Annotated in this window: 17 protein-coding genes; 14 read left to right on the top strand and 3 right to left on the bottom strand. The window is 40.0% G+C overall.

The features are described from left to right. Nucleotides 1–169: 169 nt before the first annotated feature. From rpsF to IQ264_RS12825, 3 genes are all read left to right on the top strand, one after another. Nucleotides 170–505, top strand: a complete 336-nt coding sequence (rpsF, locus tag IQ264_RS12835; RefSeq protein ID WP_193981178.1) for a 30S ribosomal protein S6 — start codon at nucleotides 170–172, stop codon at nucleotides 503–505. A 260-nt stretch (nucleotides 506–765) separates the two neighbouring features. Beyond that, nucleotides 766–1,317: an Npun_F5560 family protein gene (locus IQ264_RS12830; protein ID WP_193981177.1), complete on the top strand. Its 552-nt coding sequence runs from the start codon at nucleotides 766–768 to the stop codon at nucleotides 1,315–1,317. After that, entirely contained in the window at nucleotides 1,310–2,047 is a 738-nt protein-coding gene (locus IQ264_RS12825) for a hypothetical protein (protein WP_193981176.1), read from the top strand. Before IQ264_RS12830 ends, IQ264_RS12825 begins: the two co-directional genes overlap by 8 nt. Here the strand turns inward: IQ264_RS12825 and IQ264_RS12820 are convergent. Next, nucleotides 2,044–2,217: a hypothetical protein gene (locus IQ264_RS12820; protein ID WP_193981175.1), complete on the bottom strand. Its 174-nt coding sequence runs from the start codon at nucleotides 2,215–2,217 to the stop codon at nucleotides 2,044–2,046. The genes IQ264_RS12825 and IQ264_RS12820 overlap by 4 nt on opposite strands. On the opposite strand from IQ264_RS12820, the gene IQ264_RS12815 reads away from it, so the two are divergent. From IQ264_RS12815 to IQ264_RS12775, 9 genes are all read left to right on the top strand, one after another. Then, nucleotides 2,211–2,831, top strand: a complete 621-nt coding sequence (locus tag IQ264_RS12815; RefSeq protein WP_193981174.1) for a DedA family protein — start codon at nucleotides 2,211–2,213, stop codon at nucleotides 2,829–2,831. The two genes, IQ264_RS12820 and IQ264_RS12815, sit on opposite strands and share 7 nt — an antisense overlap. Before the next feature lie 1,052 nt (nucleotides 2,832–3,883). Further along, nucleotides 3,884–5,272 (top strand): CmpA/NrtA family ABC transporter substrate-binding protein, encoded by a 1,389-nt coding sequence (locus tag IQ264_RS12810; RefSeq protein ID WP_193981173.1) that lies wholly within the window; start codon nucleotides 3,884–3,886, stop codon nucleotides 5,270–5,272. A gap of 91 nt (nucleotides 5,273–5,363) precedes the next feature. Continuing rightward, on the top strand, nucleotides 5,364–6,191 hold the full coding sequence (ntrB, locus tag IQ264_RS12805; RefSeq protein WP_193981172.1) for a nitrate ABC transporter permease: 828 nt from the start codon (nucleotides 5,364–5,366) through the stop codon (nucleotides 6,189–6,191). 75 nt (nucleotides 6,192–6,266) lie between these two features. Beyond that, the gene (locus IQ264_RS12800; RefSeq protein ID WP_193981171.1) at nucleotides 6,267–8,273 is read left to right on the top strand and encodes a nitrate ABC transporter ATP-binding protein; all 2,007 of its coding nucleotides are present in this window, start codon (nucleotides 6,267–6,269) and stop codon (nucleotides 8,271–8,273) included. Between the two features lie 165 nt (nucleotides 8,274–8,438). After that, on the top strand, nucleotides 8,439–9,284 hold the full coding sequence (locus IQ264_RS12795) for a nitrate ABC transporter ATP-binding protein (RefSeq protein WP_193981170.1): 846 nt from the start codon (nucleotides 8,439–8,441) through the stop codon (nucleotides 9,282–9,284). A gap of 350 nt (nucleotides 9,285–9,634) precedes the next feature. Continuing rightward, on the top strand, nucleotides 9,635–11,494 hold the full coding sequence (locus tag IQ264_RS12790) for an NAD(P)H-quinone oxidoreductase subunit F (protein WP_193981169.1): 1,860 nt from the start codon (nucleotides 9,635–9,637) through the stop codon (nucleotides 11,492–11,494). A 168-nt stretch (nucleotides 11,495–11,662) separates the two neighbouring features. Next, nucleotides 11,663–13,189 carry an NADH-quinone oxidoreductase subunit M gene (locus IQ264_RS12785; RefSeq protein WP_193981168.1) on the top strand — a complete coding sequence of 509 codons (1,527 nt, stop codon included), beginning with the start codon at nucleotides 11,663–11,665 and terminating at the stop codon, nucleotides 13,187–13,189. A gap of 217 nt (nucleotides 13,190–13,406) precedes the next feature. Further along, nucleotides 13,407–14,705 (top strand): CO2 hydration protein, encoded by a 1,299-nt coding sequence (locus IQ264_RS12780; RefSeq protein ID WP_193981167.1) that lies wholly within the window; start codon nucleotides 13,407–13,409, stop codon nucleotides 14,703–14,705. A 145-nt stretch (nucleotides 14,706–14,850) separates the two neighbouring features. Beyond that, nucleotides 14,851–16,212, top strand: a complete 1,362-nt coding sequence (locus IQ264_RS12775; RefSeq protein WP_193981166.1) for a hypothetical protein — start codon at nucleotides 14,851–14,853, stop codon at nucleotides 16,210–16,212. A gap of 30 nt (nucleotides 16,213–16,242) precedes the next feature. On the opposite strand, the gene IQ264_RS12770 is transcribed toward IQ264_RS12775, so the two are convergent. After that, entirely contained in the window at nucleotides 16,243–18,372 is a 2,130-nt protein-coding gene (locus IQ264_RS12770; RefSeq protein WP_193981165.1) for a sensor histidine kinase, read from the bottom strand. 30 nt (nucleotides 18,373–18,402) lie between these two features. Beyond that, complete coding sequence (locus tag IQ264_RS12765; RefSeq protein ID WP_193981164.1) at nucleotides 18,403–19,056, bottom strand: SET domain-containing protein; 654 nt, start codon at nucleotides 19,054–19,056, stop codon at nucleotides 18,403–18,405. Between the two features lie 157 nt (nucleotides 19,057–19,213). Between IQ264_RS12765 and IQ264_RS12760 the strand changes: the two genes are divergently transcribed. Then, on the top strand, nucleotides 19,214–20,131 hold the full coding sequence (locus IQ264_RS12760) for a histone deacetylase (RefSeq protein WP_193981163.1): 918 nt from the start codon (nucleotides 19,214–19,216) through the stop codon (nucleotides 20,129–20,131). A 90-nt stretch (nucleotides 20,132–20,221) separates the two neighbouring features. Beyond that, entirely contained in the window at nucleotides 20,222–21,361 is a 1,140-nt protein-coding gene (gene gshA, locus IQ264_RS12755) for a glutamate--cysteine ligase (protein WP_193981162.1), read from the top strand. Nucleotides 21,362–21,416 lie beyond the last annotated feature (55 nt).

Genomic DNA, 21,416 nt, shown 5'->3' with positions numbered 1-21,416 from the left:
ATACAACGTCTCTACTTTTTTGGAGATGTCTATTGTAGATAGTAGATTTTAGATTGATTCCCCAGATAAATCTACTTGCTCAAGCTTAGGTCATCAATGGTAGAATGAAAGATCCTTGCTGCTGGAGGCTGTTGCCAAAAGCGGCCTTGTTGTCCAAAAGGGGAGAACTATGAATAGCTACGAAACAATGTATATTTTGCGTCCTGATTTATTAGATGAGCAAGTAAATCAGGCGGTAGAAAAGTATCAGAGTATGTTGCGAGATCAAGGTGCTCAAGATATCAACGTTCAACTGCGTGGTAAACACCGTTTAGCCTACGAAATCAATAGACAACGCGATGGTATCTATGTGCAAATGAATTACCAAGCAAAAGGTAATGTCGTTGCTCCCCTGGAAAGAGCGATGCGCTTGAGTGAAGAAGTAATTCGTTACCTGACAATTAAGCTGGAAGAGGTTTCCACTAAAGCTGAAGCAGAAGAAGAACCCGCAGAAGCTACTGCTTAGATTTTGATCTGTAGACTGAGATTTTGCACTCCTGAGCAGAGCCTCTGTTTTCGTTACCAGGTTGAACCTGGTAACGATATTTGGGAGGTTCTACCTCCCCTACGTCTTTTATCGGTGTGTAAGTTCTGTTTGTTCAAAGTATTGTAAATATTCAAGAATTCTATATATACGCTGCCCATCCTGGAATAACCATGATAAAATGTCGCTTGCACGTACTATAACGGCAAGTTGGCAAAATCTTCGAGGAGTTGTGAGCCATTGTGAGCCAAATCGACACCCCCTATCAATCCCTGCAATCAGAAGTTTCTCATCTCCGTGAGGAATTGCAGCTGCGAGATCAACTGGTTCAACAGTTGTCTCAAGAACTGTTCCGGTTAGTCAAGGGAAATACGACTTTCCTACCTGCGCCGGAATTGTCGCAACAGCATCAATCTCAAATGCAGGCGATGCAGGAACAACTGCAAGGGGTAGAACAACAAGTTAAGTTCTACCAAGAGCAGATTTCCGATCGCGATGCTGAAATCTATCACCTGCGTCAGTCGGTTCAAGAATTAACCGATCGTAGCCGAATGCTGGAACAAGTGGTACAGGAATTACCGCAAATTTATCGCCAGAAATTTACGGAACGCCTTGCACCAATTAAAGAAAAGGTGACAATGCTACAACGGGAAAATCGTCAGCTTCACGCAGAGTTGCAAAGTCTAACTTATCGTTTGGCAATTAAAAGTCGGACTCCGAATGCAAGGCTTGATTTGCCTAGCTTTCCTAAAGTGGGAGGTAGTAGAGTTAGTCTTCCTTTTAGTAATGCTTGAAGTTTGGCTCGTAGTTGATGGGGAGGTGAATCCTGCTGGCGAATTAACGGCTGCATCTCCCGCAACTGCAACAATGGTAGAGGCTTTGCGAAAAGCAATTGTAAAATTCCCCACAACTATAAAAGTTTTCGGAAAAACCGATCTAAATTCCCTAAACTTGCCCAAGGGCGTGGTATTTTGTCCTTTAACTCTGAATCTGCCTAGTAATTTTGATTTCCCGGAAAAGGCAATATTTAAAGCTTGTGAAAATGTCGAATTTTTACGTTATTTAATAGCTCAAAAGTTTGGCTATATTACCAGACCAGGTAATTTTTGGTTGCCTGTAGTTTTAACTCAGAAAGGGCCAATTTATGCGGAAGCGATTGCGCGGAGCGCAGCGCCCGAAGCGATCGGCCCAGCAAGCGAAACTTCACCAGCATTACAAGTTGAGTTAAATTACTATCAGCCAGTGCATTTTTCTGATATAATGCGTCAGCAAATTTATGAGATGGCGTACAAAATACTCAAATTTCTGAACGCTTCACCAGCTACTTATTTAATGCAATTTGGATTTATCGACAAAGAAATTTGGTTCGATCGAGTTTTCCCCTTTCCTGCTGCACCTGCGATCGCCAGTATCAACACCCAAATCCCCGATTTATTCACCTGCCATTGGTACTGCTTAACCAATCAACCAATTATCGACCTCACCATCAAGTTGAAAATCCATAGCAACCGCCAAGGCGATTAGAGCAAGGTAAATTGCTCAAACACTTGTAATTTCGGGCTTTTTCCCTTTTCCCTTCTGCCTTCTGCCTTCTGCCTTCTGCCTTTTGCAATAAAATCGATTGACACTATTGTAGAAATTAAGTCAAGATCGAGGTGAGTGTTAACCTTTGTTAAGGCTGTAGCAGATGTCATTAGAAATGGTTTCCCTGGAGAATATCCAGGAACTAGCTGGTCAGTACGGCTACTGGGCGGTATTTATCGGAATTTTATTAGAAAACGTGGGAATTCCCCTGCCTGGTGAAACTATTACCCTGGCAGGAGGGTTTTTAGCTGGTAGCGGTGAATTGAATTACTGGTTAGTTTTAGGTTGTGCGATCGCAGGCGCAGTTTTAGGCGGTAACTTTGGTTATTTAATCGGTAGATACGGCGGTTGGGCCTTGCTTTTAACTATAGGAAAAATTCTTCGCATTCAGGAAGAAAAACTTGTAGAACTAAAGCAGCAATTTGGCGAAAACGCAGGTAAAACCGTCTTTATTGGTAGATTCATTGCTTTATTGCGGATTTTCGCCAGCCCCTTAGCTGGAATCGTCGAAATGCCATACCTGAAATTTATGGCATACAACATCGCTGGTGCAACAGCTTGGGGTGCAATCATGGTCAGTCTGTCGTTTTTCGCCGGAAAAGTTGTACCTTTAGAACAATTAGTCACTTGGGCAGCCCAATTTGCTGTCTTAGCATTATTAATAGTAGCTGCTTGGATTTTTGTTCCCTTCTTCTTGGAATTACGCCAGACTAAAGAATCATAAATCAATAGCTATAAAAATACAGAGAGAGGAAAACACACTGAATCCTCTCTCTATTTTTTTGCTAGTTTGTTGTAAGGACTTCAGTCCTTCAGTTTGGCAACGACTAAAGTCGTCACAACGAACATCGCTAACTTCAGTCCTTCAGTTTGGCAACGACTAAAGTCGTCACAACGAACATCGCTAACTTCAGTCCTTCAGTTTGGCAACGACTAAAGTCGTCACAACGAACATCGCTAACTTTAGTCCTTCAGTTTGGCAACGACTAAAGTCGTCACAACGAACATCGCTAACTTTAGTCCTTCAGTTTGGCAACGACTAAAGTCGTCATAACGAACATCGCTAACTTTAGTCCTTCAGTTTGGCAACGACTAAAGTCGTCATAACGAACATATCTGTCTGTGCATCGATAAAATCAATGGTTATCCCAGAGAAAATTGATTTGTCTCTAGCTTATCAACATGGGACAATATGCACAGGTAAGTAAATTACCCAAGTTTCAAAAATTTCATAAAAATTAGTTTGGTAAACCAAGCAAGACTGATTACTTGCTAGGCATTATCTGTAGGATTGCTGTTTATGCACATAAGCTAATTAGCAATCCTCAATAATGTTCTTTTAGGCAATCCCGAATTATTAATAAGTAAAGTTAGCATCGTTTTTTTATGAAAAAACGATGAGTTTTTTGCTGTTTATCAAAACGAATGAACGGATTAAATAAGTAATTTATATCAACTGAATAAACCAATTTTGTATCAATAATTTTAGGGGTTCTCAATCAATAATTTTGATTTTAGATTTATTTAATGCCATGCTATACTGACTTCAACACAAATTAAACAATCTAAATAAAGAGATTCACCGTAAAAATCAATAATGAATAAGTTAGAAAAAACGTCGAAAAACTTATTTGTGATTTGATAGAACGGTATCTTCTTTAAAGAATCAAAACGATTTTATAAGCAACAGAAAACATAACGTTTTCTGGAAGATTGTTACGAGTGTAGACAGATTTTCGGAGACCAATTAATAAAGCTTTGCTGCTGGAGGATGTTATGGATCGGTTTTCTAGTCGGGTTTCTAGACGTAAATTTCTACTAACTGCGGGTGCTACTGCTGCTAGTTCCCTTTTACTTAAAGGTTGTTTAGGAAATCCTCCAGAAAATCTGACTCAAGGGGGTAATACAGCACCAACAAATACAACAGGAAATACAGCTGTTCCAGTGGTTAATGTTAATCCTGGCGCTGCCCCCGAAACAACTCGCGTAAAGCTAGGATATCTGCCAATTGTTGAAGCTGCACCGTTAATTATTGCTAAAGAAAAAGGATTTTTTGCCCGTCATGGCTTGAATGATGTAGAAGTATCAAAACAAGCCAACTGGGGTGCTGCGAGAGATAACGTAGAAATCGGATCTCAAGGTGGCGGAATTGATGGCGGACAGTGGCAAATGCCCATGCCTTATCTAATTAGTGAAGGCAAGATTACCAAAGGTAATGTCAAAATCCCGATGTATATTTTGTGTCAATTAAACACACAAGGAAATGGGATTGCGATCGCAGAACAACACAGAGGAAAAGGTGTTGACCTCAAGCTTGCTCAGGGCAAATCTTTAATGGGCGGTTTGAAATCTCAAGGTAAAACATTCACCGCCGCTTACACTTTTCCCCAAGTAAATCAAGATTTTTGGATTCGCTACTGGCTGGCTGCTGGCGGTGTCGATCCCGATGCAGACGTAAAACTATTAACAGTACCTGCTGCCCAAACAGTAGCAAACATGAAAACCGGGACAATGGATGCCTTTAGCACAGGCGATCCTTGGCCTTACAGAATTGTCGCTGATAAGATTGGTTTCTTAGCTGCTTTAACAGCGGAAATATGGAAAGCCCACCCCGAAGAATACTTAGCAATGAGAAAAGATTGGGTGGACAAACATCCTAATACTACTAAGGCAATCTTAAAAGCAGTTATGGAAGCCCAGCAATGGTGTGATGACTTTAATAACCGTCCAGAAATGGCGCGTATTTTGTCGGGACGGCAATATTTTAACGTTGCAGAACAAGTTCTTCTAGAACCATTTATGGGCAAATACACTCTTGGAGATGGTCGCACAATTGATGATAAGTCAATGGCTTCTTTGTATTGGAAAGATGAGAAAGGTAACGTCTCTTATCCATACAAAAGTCATGACCTTTGGTTCTTAACAGAAAGTGTACGTTGGGGCTTTTTACCACCAGATACTTTAGATAATGCCAAAGCGATGATTGATAAAGTCAATCGTGAAGACATTTGGAGAGAAGCAGCTAAAGAGTTGAATATTGCTGCTGCTGATATTCCCACCAGCACTTCTCGCGGTGTGGAAACATTTTTTGATGGCATTACCTTTGACCCAGAAAATCCCAAGGCTTACCTGAAGAGTCTGAAGATTAAAAAGGTGAGTGTTTAGTTTTTCGTAATGGGCGCGATCGCCCATTACTAATTTTCCCACAAGTAAAACTGGAAAGTTTTTTCCACACAGTATAAGGAACCCTAGTACAATGACGACATTGCAAAGAAGAACCGTTAAAACGGTACAGAATCCCTGGATGGCGAAGGTAGAAAAGTTATTGCCTGAAATCATTCCTCCTGCGATCGCGATCGCCATATTGTTAGTAATTTGGCAACTCTTTTCTTTCCTTCCAGGCGTAACTCTTCCCGGCCCAATTAAAGTAGTACAAGATACTTGGATTTTAATTGGTTGGCCGTTTTACAGAAAAAGTGAAACAGACGTTGGGTTATTTTGGCAAATTTTAGCTAGCTTACAACGGGTAGCAATTGGTTACTTTTTTGCCGCAGTTGTGGGAATTGCTTTAGGCATTTTGGTTGGTACTAACAAGATGATGTCTAAAGCTTTAGACCCAATTTTCCAACTACTGCGAACAGTTCCACCTTTGGCTTGGGTACCTATTGCTTTGGCAGCATTACAAAAAAACGAACCCGCTGCATTGTTCGTAATTTTCATCACTGCGATTTGGCCGATTCTGATTAATACAGCAGTTGGTGTGCGCCAAATTCCCCAAGACTACAACAACGTTGCCAAAGTCTTGCAACTGAATAAGAAAAAGTACTTCTTCAAGATTTTGATTCCCTCTGCTTTGCCTTACATTTTCACTGGATTGAGAATTGCGATCGGTCTAGCGTGGTTAGCGATTATCGCGGCTGAAATCGTAATGTCCGGTGTAGCTGGAATTGGCTTCTTCATCTGGGATTCTTATCAAGCAAACAAAATCAGCGAAGTAATTTTGGCGCTAATTTACATCGGGATTGTCGGCTTATTACTCGACAAATTAATGGCTTGGATTCAAACCAAAATTCTTCCGGAATAACAATTAGTTGAATGGTGCGTTACTAACGCACCCTACTACCCACTAAGAATTAGCAAAATTTACCAAATAACTAACATGTCTGTTTTCGTTGCGGTTGACAATATCGATAAGGTTTTTGACTTATCTAATGGTGGTCAATATGTCGCCCTCAAAGGCATAGACCTACAAATTAAAAAAGGCGAATTTGTTTCTTTAATTGGTCACTCTGGTTGCGGTAAATCTACTTTATTAAACATGATTGCGGGTTTAGATTTACCCAGTGAAGGAGTAGTAACTTTAGAGAGTAAAAGAATCACCAAACCGGGCCCCGATCGGATGGTGGTGTTTCAAAATTACTCCTTACTACCTTGGTTAAATGTGCGGGAAAACATCGAATTGGCAGTAGATGAAGTAATGGGCGATCTGCCAAAGGGTGAGAGAAAATCGATCGTAGAAAAGCACATTGATATGGTAGGTTTGCGACCCCACGCAGACAAACAACCAGCGATGCTTTCCGGGGGACAAAAACAACGAGTTGCGATCGCTCGTGCCCTAGCCATTCGTCCTAAACTATTATTATTAGATGAACCTTTTGGCGCATTAGACGCATTAACCAGAGGGAACTTGCAAGAAAGATTGATGGAGATTTGCGAAGAGTACAAAGTGACATCGGTGATGGTAACTCACGATGTTGACGAAGCTGTACTTTTGTCCGATCGCATTGTCATGTTAACCAATGGTCCCGGTTCAAAAATTGGGCAAATTTTAGATGTAGATATTCCCCGTCCTCGCAAACGGATGGAAGTAGTTAATCACCCGAATTATTACAGTTTACGGAGTGAAATGATCTACTTCCTCAACCGTCAAAAACAAGTGAAAAAGCGGCAAGCTAGCAAAGCCCAAGTTCCGATTTCTCGCAACAACTTAGAAAAGGTAAATTTGGAAATAGGTTTTGTACCTTTAACAGCTTGTGCGCCTTTAGCCGTAGCCAAAGAAAGAGGTTTCTTTGCTAAATATGGTTTAGAAGACGTTAAGTTAATTCGGGAACCTAGCTGGCGTGGCATTGTTGATGATATGGTAGCCGGACAATTGGATGCTGCCCAAATGCCAGCCGGGATGCCTTTGTGGTTAACTTTAGGTGGTAATGGTGGACAACCAGTTCCTATTGTTACTTCCCTAACAATGGCGCGGAATGGTAATGCAATTACCTTAGCCAAACGCTTTTATGAACAAGGAATTTACACCTTATCAGATCTGAAGAAGTACCTGCAAAAATCCAAAGACCAACAGCACATTTTTGGCATGGTACATCCTTCTTCAATGCACAATTTGCTTTTGCGTTATTGGTTAGCAGCAGGAGGAATCGATCCTGATAAAGATGTGAGTTTAACTGTTATTCCTCCTGCCCAAATGGTATCCAATTTGCAATCAGGAAATATCGATGGATATTGCGTGGGTGAACCTTGGAATATTCGGGCAGCGGTAGAAGGAATTGGATTCTCGATCGCCACCGATCTAGAAATTTGGTTAGGACATCCCGGAAAAGTTTTGGGAGTTCGTGAAGATTGGGCAGCCGCATATCCTCGCACCCACATAGCATTAGTAAGTGCACTTTTAGAAGCAGCACAATTCTGCTCCCAAGAACGTCACTATGAAGAAGTGCGGCAAATTTTAGCCAGACCAGAATATGTAGGAACCGACATTGAATATATTCAAATCGGAGATCCTAACGTAGCAATTTGCAGTTTAGAACATCACCGAGAATACGCCCATCATCTATTTTTTGGCGAAGGCGTTAACCGTCCTAGCCGTACCGAACACCTGTGGATTTTGACTCAAATGGCACGTTGGGATAAAGTTCCATTCCCCCGCAACTGGTTAGAAATTATGGAACGTTTGTGTCGGGTTGATGTATTTAGTATGGCTGCAAGAGAACTCGGTTTACTCGACTTTAGTTATTCTCGCGGGAAAATTGAATTATTTGATGGCATCACATTCAACTCAGAAGACCCACTAGCTTATTTAGCTAACCAAAAGATCAAACGCGAATTCCGCATTGAAGAAGTTGTTTTGCCTGTTCCCGGAAGATTGAAAGTTGCTTAATTGAGGGACTGGGGACTAGGGACTAGGGACTGGGAAAAAATATCTTCCTCTCTCTTCTCTCTGCGTCTCTGCGGTTCCAAGAAACCTATTCTCTTTCTTCGCGTCCTTTGCGTCCTTTGCGTTTCAAAAAAAAACTCTCTTGCACAAAACCAATAACTCAGAAAAATGCCCATCAAAACAACTCAAACAACCAAAACCTCCTTACCAGTAAAATCAGGCAAACAAGAGCCATTTTTAAACTTTGAAAACGTCTCCAAAGCCTTTCCTACACCCAAAGGGCTTTATGTAGTTTTAGAAGACGTTAACCTCAAAATTCAAGAAGGAGAATTTATCTGCGTCATCGGACACTCAGGTTGCGGAAAATCCACATTATTAAACATGGTTTCTGGTTTTTCTCGACCAACAACAGGGGAAGTCAGATTACGATCGCAACAGATCACCAAACCAGGGCCCGATCGCATGGTAGTATTCCAAAACTACGCCTTATTGCCTTGGTTAACTGCATTTGAAAACATTTACTTAGCAGTTGATGCAGTTCACCCAGACAAACCTCAGTCCGAAAAAGAAGAAATAGTCAAATATAATTTGTCTTTGGTAGGACTCTCGGAAGCAGCCAACAAAAAACCGCAGCAACTTTCTGGGGGGATGAAACAGCGGATTTCGATCGCGCGTGCCCTATCTATTCGTCCCGAAGTATTAATTCTAGACGAACCATTTGGGGCGTTAGATGCCATCACCAAAGAAGAGTTACAAGAAGAACTGCTGAAAATTTGGAATAATATGCGGATGACAGTGTTGATGATTACTCACGACATTGATGAAGCCTTATTTTTAGCCGATCGCTTGGTGATGATGACTAATGGCCCCAGGGCAAATATCGGGGAAATCCTCAACATTCCTTTTTCCCGCCCGCGCGATCGCACCAGAATCATGGAAGACCCGGAATACTACAATCTGCGTAACTACGCCTTAGATTATCTCTTCCGCCGCTTTGCCCACGATGATGAGTAGTATCAGTTTTCCTTATACCTGTGTGGTTTAAAACCTCCAGTGTATAACAGAGGTGGGCCTTCTCACCTCTTTCTTGTCAGAATTTACGTTCAATGCTATACAGATTTTTTTTAATATATCAATAGAAATCTATGATAACAATTTATACTATCAATTAAACAAAATGAAAAAAACCTTAAATTCATAAAAAAATCTGATAAATTGTTATTTACAACTAGCTCGTTGCTTAACCAGCTAAAAACTGTTGGCACATAAATACTAATCTGCCTTGACACTAATCTGGATTAAACATTTCAAATCCACACTTTCGTTTACCCATAATTCTTGTTGAAATTCGAGGGGTAATCCTGATGTCTGAGTTCTTGCTGCAAACTATTTGGATGGTGCCTTTATATCCCTTAGCCGGGATGATTTTAACAATACCCTGGTCGCCGGGAATGATTCGTCGCACAGGGCCAAGGCCGTCCGGTTACGTAAATCTCATAACAACTTTCTTTGCTTTTTTACACGGGTTATTTGCCCTCACAGCGATTTGGAATCAAGCACCATATCAAATATTTATTCCTTGGTTGCAAGTCGCCAACCTAGACTTAACTTTGCCCTTGGAAATATCCACCGTGACAGTAGGCGCTACAGTTGTCATCACGGGATTGAATGTACTAGCGCAAATTTTTGCCGTTGGTTATTTGGAGATGGATTGGGGATGGGCAAGATTGTTTGCTTTAATGGCATTTTTCGAGGCGGGAATGTGCAGTTTAGTATTGTGCAACTCCCTGTTTTTCAGTTACGCCATTCTCGAACTTTTAACCCTTGGCACTTATTTACTCGTCGGATTTTGGTTTAACCAATCATTAGTAGTCACAGGCGCAAGAGATGCGTTTTTAACCAAACGGGTAGGAGACTTATTCCTACTCATGGGTGTTTTAGGGCTTTATCCCATTACTCAAACTTGGAACTTCACCGATTTAGCAGAATGGGCATCAACCGCTCAAATTGACCCAAAACTCGCTGCATTATTGGGTTTAGCTTTAATTGCGGGGCCATTGGGTAAATGCGCTCAATTTCCTTTCCACTTGTGGCTAGATGAAGCAATGGAAGGCCCTCTGCCTGCTTCGATTTTGCGGAATGCGGTAGTTGTAGCCACAGGTGCTTGGGTATTAGTCAAAATTCAACCAGTTTTATCCCTCTCTCCCGTATCAGAATCGGCAATGTTTATTGTCGGTGGTGCAACTGCTATTGGTGCTTCTTTAATATCTGTTGCCCAAATTGATATTAAACGTGCTTTGTCTTATTTAGTCAGCGCCTACATGGGCATAGTTTTTATTGCCGTAGCTGCCGAACAAACGCAAACAGCATTATTATTAACCTTCACTTACTCACTTAGCATGGCGCTTTTAGTGATGGGTATTGGTGGCGTAGTTTGGAATAATACGACTCAAGATTTAACTCAATACGGTGGTTTGTGGTCGCGCCGACCTGTATCAGCATTTGCTTTTATTATCGGTGGAATGGGGTTAATTGCTTTACCACCATTGGGCGGTTTTTGGTCAATGCAAAAACTCGTAGAACAGCTGTGGATATCTAACCCATCTATCGCTGTATTGGTGTTAATAGTTAACGGTATTGTTGCCTTTAGCTTGACTCGGACTTTTGGTTTGGTGTTTGCTGGTCAAGTTAAACCAATGACTTATCGTTCTCCTGAAATTCATTGGCCGATGGCTTTGCCAATGATGTTTTTAAGCGGTTTAAATCTTCACGTTCCGTTGTTATTTTTGCAATGGCAATTGTTGCCTAGTTTAGAAACGGTGAATCTAACTGTACCGTTAAGTTTAGCTGTTTCTAGCTTAGTTGGTTTCGCTTTAAGTGGCGTAATTTATCTCAACAACAATTGGCAAAAACCAGTGCAATTGGGTTGGAAACCGCTACAAGATTTCTTTGCTTACGACCTTTATACACCCACACTTTATAAAGTGTCGATCGTTTTTGTGGTGGATTTAATTTCCCGTGTGATGTACGCGATCGATCGCTACCTAGTCGATGGATTAGTAAACTTAACTGGAATCGTCACAGTTTTTAGCGGACAAACTCTCAAATACAACGTTTCTGGAAAGGGTCAGTTTTACATCTTAAGCATCCTCTTGGGCATTTCTTTCCTAGTAATTTTGGTTAGCTGGCCATTTTTATCTCAACTATTAATTGTCAGCAAATAAAGGCGGACAGTGATAATTTGATTAACTCAAAATTGTTTAAGGGCGGGTTTTGTTGTTAACTTTTATGCTGTGATTACAAGATTTCCTGCTAAACCCGCCCCTACAAACTAAACAATTTCTCCCCAGTCCCCAGTCTCCAATACCCAGTCCCTAATCAAAACAATCACCATGCTGAGTACTTTAATTTGGTTGCCTGTCATTGGTGCTGCGATTATCGGAGTCTTACCACAAGAAAAAGCAGCACGCAACGCTCGAAATGTAGCTTTAATAGTAGCTAGCATCATCTTTTTCTGGACTCTTTTTGTTCTCTCTAAATTCAGTATTAGCAATCCAGGTTTTCAATTTACCGAATACCTGCCTTGGATTGAAACTTTGGGTTTGTCCTATCATTTGGGTATTGATGGTATATCGTTACCTTTAGTAGTTTTAAACAGTTTGCTGATTTGGATAGTCATTTTCAGCAGTGGTGACAAAATTGCCCGTCCCAAACTTTATTACTCTTTAATTCTGTTAGTTAGTTCTGGGTTAGCAGGTTCTTTCTTAGCCCAAAACTTACTGCTGTTTGTGCTGTTCTACGAAATTGAACTCATCCCTCTTTATTTGTTAATTGCGATTTGGGGTGGTTTAAAACGAGAATATGCAGCTATTAAATTTTTGCTGTACACAGCAGTTTCGGGAATTCTGATTTTAGCTGCTTTTTTAGCTTTGGGTTGGTTAGCTGGAAGCACAATCAAAGGCAGTACTCTAAACTTTGATTACGAAACAATTAAATCAACTATTTTGCCTTTTAGTTGGCAAATTCCGCTGTTAATTACTTTGTTGATCGGTTTTGGCATCAAAACTCCTTTAGTTCCTTTCCACACTTGGTTGCCTGATGCTTATGTGGAAGCTTCTCCACCAATAGCGATTCTTTTGGGTGGTGTTTTAGCGAAGTTGGGAACTTATGGTTTAGTGCGTTTTTGTTTGGGTTTATTTCCTGATGCTTGGGGAACTGTGGCTCCTAGTTTAGCAATTTGGGCGACAGCGAGTGTGGTTTATGGGGCGCTAACTGCGATCGCACAAAAAGACATCAAAAGAATGGTAGCTTATAGTTCGATCGGTCACATGGGTTATGTGCTGTTAGGACTTGCACCAGCAACACCTTTAGGAACTGTGGGTGCAGTTGCCCAAATGTTCAGTCACGGCGTTATTTTAGCTGCACTTTTCTATTTAGTTGGTGTGGTTGAAGAAAAGGTGGGAACTCGTGAATTAGATGTTCTCAATGGTTTAATGAATCCGATTCGCGGTTTACCTTTTATTAGTGCTTTTCTCGTAGCAGCAGGAATGGCAAGTGCAGGTATTCCAGGTTTAGTAGGTTTCATTGCTGAATTTGTCGTTTTCCAAGGCGCTTATGCAACATTTCCTATTCCAACTTTAATCTGTGTGGTAGGAACAATGTTGACCGGAGTTTACTTTGTAATTCTGTTAAACCGTACCTGTTTTGGCAAGTTGGATAATTCCACAGCTTATTATCCAAAAGTATTATGGAGTGAACGAGTTCCGGCTTTAATTTTAGTTGGTTTAACTTTCTTTTTGGGCGTGCAACCTTCTTGGTTGATGCGTTGGAGTGAACAAAGTAGTACTGCTTTAGTTGCATCTGTGCAAGTTCATCCAGAACAGCAAATAGCTAAAGTCATCGAACCTCTGGAAAAGTAAAGTCCGTTGTAAGCACTTCAGTGCGGCAACGCTAAAGCGTTTACAACCAACTTAAGAGAAGGTTTGTTGTAAGCACTTCAGTGCGGCAACGCTAAAGCGTTTACAACCAACTTAAGAGAAGGTTTGTTGTAAGCACTTCAGTGCGGCAACGCTAAAGCGTTTACAACGAACCTGGTTTATTAGAAGTAATTTAGTCATACAATTTCAGGAAACTAAGATGGTACAAACCCCCGTTAAATCTTCAAGTAAATTGCCTCCTTCTAGGCATAAGTATGCTGATATTGTGCATCGTTTGGAAGCTGGCGGCGCAATGTTACCTGATACGCCAGAAAATTTGATGCAAATTATCGGTATCTATAAAGCTTATGCTGTACCGATGGATTTTTATTGGCGAGATTTGCTTTATATTGGGGAGAAAGTTTTTCTCAATCCGTTGCCTTTATTTAAGTACTTTTTGCCCAAAGAGTATTTAGATTTGCATAATCATTATCAAGGCGATGATGCAGATTATCGAGTTTGGAGAAAAGGTGAAGCATCGGCACATCCTGAACTTTTAGAGTTCATGGATAAGGGAGAATTAAAGAAGAATTTTCCCCGAATTTTTCATCACCTGTGGCACGATCGCATTAACATGGAATTTGCCGAGGAATGTATGCGTTCCATGCAATGGCATCGACTCAGCGGTGGCATGGATCTTTATTTGGATACCCCAGAATATAAGAAGGCAGCTGATGAGGCGATTAAGTCTTACTTTAAGGGTAATCCGGCAATGTTAACCCTGTATAAGTTGTTCCCAGATTTGTTTTTGGAACAGTGTCGCCAAGCTTCTTATTATGCTAATCTGGGTTTATTCTGGGAAGTAATGGCTCCAGTGTTTTTTGAGATTAGCGATCGCTACGATGCAGGAGAAATTACCACTGTTCCTCAAGCAATGGATTTCTTGGTAAATTGCATCTTTATCGCCGCAGGAAGACCAATTTATCACCACGTAAAAATTCGGGATGAAGAACATAAAATCATTCCCAAAGATTTGGGTTTAATGTGGTTATATGATGCTGCTTTACCTTATGTGGAAGCAGTTTTCTATCGCACTTCACCTTTCCGAGGCACAAAATCTTACAACGCCCAAGCAAAACAAATTCCTGAAAAACAAGAAGATTTCCATTATGGAATTCTCTACGCTGATGTGTTTCCTGTAGGTACAGCAGGTATCCCACCAACACAATTAATGCAGGATATGTTCCATTTCTTACCCCCATATCTCAAGGATTACTACAGCAAACATTGTCGCAATGAAGATGATATGTTAATCCAATTGGGGATTAGTTTTCAACGTTCCATGTATGTGGTGACATCAGCAGTATTCCAAGCTTTAAGAACTGCTTTACTCTATCCTTTAGACGATCCAAATCCAAAACATTTAATGGCAAATCGCAATTTCTTTGAATCTCAATTGAATCGTTTCTTGCGCCCAGAAGCGAGAATAGGTAGCATTCAAAATCCAGAGTACAGGTAATTAAGGTTAGTTGTAAACGCTTCAGCGTTGCCGCACTGAAGTGCTCACAACAAACCTTATCTCAAGTTCGTTGTCAACGCTTCAGAGTTGACAACGAACTGTAAAATAGCTGTGAAAGTTGTTTTTACTCACAGCAAACAAACTGATGAACAAAATAATTTACCCGACTCTTGATTTATTTCTTTACCACCAAAGAGAAGGCTTAACAGAAAACGAAGTAGATATTAAAACAAATCATGCTAATTTTTGGTCTAATTTACCAAAAAATTTAAAGGTTGATCTTGCTGAAGAAGCAAAAGCAGAAAATACGGAATATGTAAGACTGCTAGAGTTTTCTGAAGCTGCAAAGAAACAAAAACAATTTTTTTTTACAGCATCTTTGGGCGGATATCCTATAGAAGCTTCTTACTATCCGATTCGTTTAAATGATACTTACGCACTGTTATTTGATAGCTATATTAATGATAAAGTACAACCGCAACCTATTACTTGTTTACGATATTTAAAAACTTTAGCTAATTATAAAACTGCAAATTTAGGCACAACTTGGATAATTTCAGGATATTTACCCCCATCTTCTAATTCTGAAAATATCGCTAAAGAATTATACAAGGAATTTACTGGTAAAGATTGGCAAAATCCACAAGAAGGGAAGTTTTTAGGTGCAACTGTTTTTGAAATTTGGCAATCTCCACAAAAATGGGAAGATATAGAAAAGGAAAACCATCATATTTTAATTTTTCTCTATCCTAAATTGCAAATAATGGAGAAAACATCCGGTTTTTATAAACTATGGTTACGGCTTTTCTATTACCGTAATAAAGTAATTTGGGCTTATTCAGAAAGCCGAAAATGTAACCAGCAATTGCATAATTTAGTTACTGAAATTGCCAGTACAACCCATATAATTGAGAATGTATGGAATCAAAAAGGTTCAGGAAAAACAAGGGAATTGGAAAAAATATTACAATCTCATCCCAAAAAATATTTTAATTGTTTGAATAAAATTAATCAACTTGAAATCTTACAAAAAATTATAAATAGCAACTTAGCTAGTTACCAATTTTTCATCAAGCGAATTAAAGATGAATCTCAATATATAACTGAAAAAAATGTCATGCTGGGCAAAACAGAGCTAATTTTTTTAGAAGATTTTAGTAGAATTGTAGAACAAGAATATCAATATAAAATAGATAAAGATTACACTAATTATAGTTCAACGGCTAAAGTTTTGGAAAGCCAAATTAACATAATTCGAGGGATGATAGATTTAGATAAAAAAGAAAGCGATCGCACTCTCACCAACACAATCATTATTGCCAGTACAGGATTAGCTACAAGTAGCATTACCGCCTCTATTATTTCTCAAAAATTGCCATCTCCAACAGCAAAAAGTAATGCTATTACTGTTGAACAAGCTTTTGGTTTAAGTATTGGAATTGGGTTGGTTGGAGTAGCGATCGCTTATTTAATTCTTCGTCTATTCCGCAAAGTTTTGCTAAAGTAAGAAAAAAGCCAAATTGAATATTGCAGCAAATTAAAATATCTTGCTAATTGGTTTGGTTTGATAAACTGGAATTTCAATAATAAACTCTGTTCCTTTTCCAACTTCAGAAACACAGCGTAAATCACCTTTGTGTTTATCTACTATAATCTGATAACAAATAGATAACCCTAAACCTGTACCTTTACCCACAGGTTTTGTCGTAAAGAAAGGATCGAATAGCTTACTTTTATGTTCGTCAGAAATGCCACAACCATTATCTTTAATCTTGATTACGGCGCGGGATTTATCCGTCGATAATTCTGTATTAATAGTAATAGTCGGAACAAAGTTTTGATTCCCCGTTTCTTCTTTATTTCGGAGTTTATCTAAAGCATCGACCGCATTACTCAGAATATTCATAAATACCTGATTTAATTGCCCAGCATAGCATTCCAATAGGGGTAAATTTCCATACTCTTTAACTAAGTTAATTGCCAAATTTGCTGGTGTCTCTTTCAAACGATTTTGCAAAATCAATAAAGTACTATCAATTCCCTCATGAATATTCACATCTTTCATTTCCGCTTCATCAAAACGAGAAAAATTGCGTAAAGAAAGCACAATTTCTCGAATTCTATTCGCACCAATACTCATTGATGATTGAATTTTTCTTAAATCCGTTATGAGAAATTCTAAATCCATTTCTTCTTCCAAATCTTGAATTTCTGGTTCAGGATTAGGATACTTTTGTTGATACAATTCAATTAATCTTAGAAGTTCTTGTGTGTAATCAGCAGCGTGGGGTAAATTGCCATAAATAAAATTGATTGGATTGTTAATTTCGTGGGCTACACCTGCTACTAATTGTCCCAAACTAGACATTTTTTCTGTTTGAATTAACTTCGCTTGTGCTTCCTGTAAAGCTTGATATGCTTTTGCTGATTTCTCCATTTCTCTTCGCAGGCGTTTTTCATTAACAGTTACTTGTCCTAACAAGTTATAAAAAGATATAGTTAACCTACCAATCTCATCTTCTCTACTCATCAATTCTTCACTTTTAGCACTAGCTTCTGCCAATAAATTACACTCATCCATAATCGGTTGTAAACGGCGATTTAACCGTTTCACAAACAGAAAAACTACTGCGGCTAAAACAGCGGAAGCCCCCATTGCTGCTAATAAAGTTCCCACAACTGAAAAGCGTAATAATGGGCCAATTACTACCCATTTGGGTACCGAAGCTAACAGAACCCAATTATTATTAGAAATTTTTCTATAAGCCCAAAATTCTTGCTTACCCTCTCGATCTTGCCAAGATATAATTCCCGTATTTTCCTTATTTGATTTAAGTTTTAAGTTAATTTTTTGCCAAAGTCGATCGTAGTTATTAATTTGAGGAAACGGCTTTAAATCAAGTGCTAATTGAGGGTCTGGTGGATAAGCAATTAAATTTCCTTTAGGACTCACTAGCACAAAATAACCAGAATCTCTCATTACAGAATGGGATAATTTTTCGCTAATAAATCCCAATTCCAAATCTAAAGCCATTACCCCCAATAGTTGTTTTTTATTATTATAAAAAGGCAAAGTATAACTAGTGCTAACAAAAATTTCCGGTGGCTCGACAGTTGTTTCTTTGTAGCGAACTGGTTCAATCCAAATTGCTTTACCAGCTTTTATAGGATCTCTGAAATAACTTTCTTGAAAATCTCCGGGTTCACTTTCTCCACCCTTGGCAATTACTTTACCACTTTTGTCCCGAATCGCGAATGGATAGGCATACTTTCTGTCAGGAATAATCAACCGTTTTTCAGGAGGTTGTCCAAAACCTAGTCCGGTTCCTAACCGCGAAGTTTGCAAAGATCGCCGGATTAAATCAACATAAACAAATTCTCTTTTTTCCCCTGCTTGGTGAAGTGTTGTCGCTGCATCAGCAACTAGTTTGGCAGTATTTTCAAAGCTAGTAAACTTACCTTCTAGGCTTCCGGCTTGGACTTCTAAACTAGAGAGTAATTCAGCTTTTGATTGTTTGACAAGTTCCTGGTAAAAGAGATATGATGCACAAAGTAAACCGACTAATGTTCCGCCCAAAACAGAAAGAAATAGTTTCCAACCAACCGATTTTAACAAAGAAAGTTTTTGGGAACGAGGAGACGTAAAATTTAATAAATTTGTTCGCATAATATCACCAATGTATGAGTTAATTTGATATTAGCAAAGTGGTTGTAAGTTGTTAGCGATCGCTATTCCACCCAACTGACTATACTCAAGTTTATTAGCCCGGTCATAGTAACAGTTGAGAATTGAATCTATCTTAACTTTTCCTTGAGCGATCGCATTTACCTTATCAATATACCGAGAATCGATTAACCTTTTTAACGGTTGTTCCACCCGATTAAAATATTCCATAGCTGCGGCTGCTTTGCGATCCCATTCGGGATAAAATTGCAAAAGATCGTCAGGCATCACTTTCGTGCGAGAACTTCCCTTTTCTGGCAAACAGTAAAAAGGTTCATCTAAATTTAGATAACCATAATCATCTGTTAACTGTTCTCCAGGGTAAATATCCCTCACAGCAATTTCAAATTTGTAAGGGGTACTAATACAATTAGAATTGAAACTATGATTGACAAACTTAGCAATATCCCAACATAATATGTACTTACCATCGCGGTCGCGGTAACAATACTTAAGCAGCTTCTGTCGCAGCACAGTATCTAGATAATTTACATAAGTTTCATCAAACTTTTGATCAAAATCATCTAACACCCAAGTAATCGTACCTTGAGGAATAAACTTAGTAGCAAAAACTCCGTATCCCACATACTTATTTATATAGAGAAGTTCTGTATCTGGATGAATCATACTTTTGGCACCTGATAATATAATAGTTGCATTCCGAGCAACTGATGAGCGATCAAAAGAAGGAACTATTACTAGCAGCCTTGAGGAAATTTTAAACTTTAAATTTTAGATTTAAGTTTAAGAGAAATATAATGACGAAAAAACTTAAAAATTCGTAATGGACTTACCACTGATATATCATCCTGACTACATTGCGCCACTTCCAGAAGGACATCGTTTTCCCATGTCCAAATTTCGCCAACTCTATGAATTACTGTTAACTGATGGTATTGCCAAACCGCAACAATTTCATGCACCCAAACACCCTCCGTTAGAATGGATTGAATTAGTTCACACACCAGAATATGTGCAAGCTTACTGTAAAGGCACACTAGACAGCAAAGCCCAAAGGAGAATAGGATTACCTTGGAGTCCAGCCTTAGCTAATCGTACCTGCATTGCCGTAGGTGGCACCATTTTGGCAGCCCAATTAGCATTAACTCATGGTTTAGCCTGCAACACTGCGGGTGGAACACATCACGCCTTTCCCAATTATGGATCTGGTTTTTGTATTTTTAACGATTTAGCCATAACCGCCCGTGTTTTGCAAAGCATGGGGGTGATCCAAAAAGTTTTAATTGTAGACTTAGATGTACATCAAGGAGATGGTACCGCTTTAATTTTTCAGGAAGATCAAAGCGTTTTTACCTTTTCCATGCACTGTGAAATAAATTTTCCCGGTACTAAGCAAAAAAGTGACCTTGATGTTCCCTTACCCGAAGGAATGGAAGATGACGCATATTTACAAACTTTGGCTAGTTACTTGCCCGACTTATTGAGCCAAGTAAATCCAGATTTAGTACTATATGATGCAGGAGTCGATACTCATTTAGCCGATCGCTTAGGTAAATTATCCCTCACAGACACAGGAATTTATCGTCGGGAAATGCAGGTTTTAAGTACTTGTATCGCCAAAGGTTATCCCGTCGCTTGTGTCATCGGTGGCGGATATGCTGATGACCTCAAAAGTTTAGTTTATCGCCATTCCTTAGTTCATCGCGCCGCCAGTGAGATCTACCATCAGTATCATCTTTAATGCCAGACTAAAGACAGAGGAGCAATCCCGCTCCCTTGTCGATAAACTTAATCGTTAGAGCAGGTGATTGTAACCTGTAAAGGATAAACCGTGCTGCTATCCAAAGGTTTTGAAGTTGAAATGTACACCGGGACTCCACAAGGAAATATTGTGGGTCTTTCCGATCGCATTGTGGCAGACTTAGACGGTTTTGTAAAAGAACCCGACAGCCGCAACGTCGAATATACTACCGCACCCTTATGGTGTTACGATCGCTTACTCTGCGCTTTAGTCCGTCCCAGACAGCGACTCCGAGCCTACCTACAACGTTTAGGCGATTATACCCTAATTCCCGGCAGTACCTTATCCTTGGGCGGAAGCGATCGTTTTTGGCGTTCCGACCCAAAAAACCCATACCATACCTACATAGAAAACACCTACGGCACCAAAGTCGTCACCGCCAGCATACACATCAATATTGGCATATCCCAACCAGAATTACTCATGCGGGCAATTCGCCTCATCCGCATGGAAGCACCTCTCTTTCTCGCCCTTAGCGCCTCATCCCCATTCCTCGAAGGTCAACCTACCGGATATCATTCCACCCGTTGGGGACTTTTCCCCAAAACACCAGCCCACGTTCCCATTTTTGAAAGTCACGCCCACTACATTCGATGGACAGAAGAACAATTAGTCGCTGGAACAATGCAAAACGTCCGTCACCTCTGGTCATCCATCCGTCCCAATGGTAACAACCGTCCGCATGATTTAAATCGTTTAGAATTGCGAATTTGTGATTTAGTAGTAGATCCGATCGCTCTTTTAGCCATCACCGCCCTCTTAGAAGCCAGAATTTGGCAATTAATCCAAGATCCTACGCTAGACCCTTTAGAAAAAAGCCAACTTTCCCCCGAAGATTTAGTCACTCTCACCGATGCCAACGAAGCCGCCGCCGCTAAATTGAGTTTAGAAGCCCAACTCCGACATTGGCAAGACGGTCAACCAATTTTGGCTAGAGATTGGATTGAACAACTCTACCAAGAAGTATGGCCTTTCGCCAAACAGCGAGGCTTTAGCTGTTTCCTCTCTCCCTTGAAAAAAATTCTCCGAGAAGGTAACACCGCCCAAAAATGGTTAACCCAAATTGACCAAGGTTTAGATGCCCACCAAGTCATCTCCCAAGCCATCCAAACCACCTTAACTCAAGAACAGGAATTAGAAGACAAACTCTGTCAAGTTTTAGTCGCCTAGTTGGGGCAGGGGGGCAGGGGAGCACAGGAGCAGGGGAGCACAGGAGCACAGGAGC

Source organism: [Phormidium] sp. LEGE 05292, from assembly GCF_015207735.1.
Classification (GTDB): domain Bacteria; phylum Cyanobacteriota; class Cyanobacteriia; order Cyanobacteriales; family Aerosakkonemataceae; genus Floridanema.
This window is presented reverse-complemented; position numbering and strand designations above follow the sequence as displayed.

What these genes read in the sequence shown, in the direction of transcription:
- rpsF (WP_193981178.1), top strand. Translation starts at nt 170, where the DNA reads ATGAATAGCTACGAAACAATGTATATTTTGCGTCCTGATTTATTAGAT.
- IQ264_RS12825 (WP_193981176.1), top strand. Translation starts at nt 1,310, where the DNA reads ATGCTTGAAGTTTGGCTCGTAGTTGATGGGGAGGTGAATCCTGCTGGC.
- IQ264_RS12815 (WP_193981174.1), top strand. Translation starts at nt 2,211, where the DNA reads ATGTCATTAGAAATGGTTTCCCTGGAGAATATCCAGGAACTAGCTGGT.
- IQ264_RS12820 (WP_193981175.1), bottom strand. Translation starts at nt 2,217, where the DNA reads ATGACATCTGCTACAGCCTTAACAAAGGTTAACACTCACCTCGATCTT.
- IQ264_RS12810 (WP_193981173.1), top strand. Translation starts at nt 3,884, where the DNA reads ATGGATCGGTTTTCTAGTCGGGTTTCTAGACGTAAATTTCTACTAACT.
- ntrB (WP_193981172.1), top strand. Translation starts at nt 5,364, where the DNA reads ATGACGACATTGCAAAGAAGAACCGTTAAAACGGTACAGAATCCCTGG.
- IQ264_RS12800 (WP_193981171.1), top strand. Translation starts at nt 6,267, where the DNA reads ATGTCTGTTTTCGTTGCGGTTGACAATATCGATAAGGTTTTTGACTTA.
- IQ264_RS12795 (WP_193981170.1), top strand. Translation starts at nt 8,439, where the DNA reads ATGCCCATCAAAACAACTCAAACAACCAAAACCTCCTTACCAGTAAAA.
- IQ264_RS12790 (WP_193981169.1), top strand. Translation starts at nt 9,635, where the DNA reads ATGTCTGAGTTCTTGCTGCAAACTATTTGGATGGTGCCTTTATATCCC.
- IQ264_RS12785 (WP_193981168.1), top strand. Translation starts at nt 11,663, where the DNA reads ATGCTGAGTACTTTAATTTGGTTGCCTGTCATTGGTGCTGCGATTATC.
- IQ264_RS12780 (WP_193981167.1), top strand. Translation starts at nt 13,407, where the DNA reads ATGGTACAAACCCCCGTTAAATCTTCAAGTAAATTGCCTCCTTCTAGG.
- IQ264_RS12775 (WP_193981166.1), top strand. Translation starts at nt 14,851, where the DNA reads ATGAACAAAATAATTTACCCGACTCTTGATTTATTTCTTTACCACCAA.
- IQ264_RS12770 (WP_193981165.1), bottom strand. Translation starts at nt 18,372, where the DNA reads ATGCGAACAAATTTATTAAATTTTACGTCTCCTCGTTCCCAAAAACTT.
- IQ264_RS12765 (WP_193981164.1), bottom strand. Translation starts at nt 19,056, where the DNA reads ATGATTCATCCAGATACAGAACTTCTCTATATAAATAAGTATGTGGGA.
- IQ264_RS12760 (WP_193981163.1), top strand. Translation starts at nt 19,214, where the DNA reads ATGGACTTACCACTGATATATCATCCTGACTACATTGCGCCACTTCCA.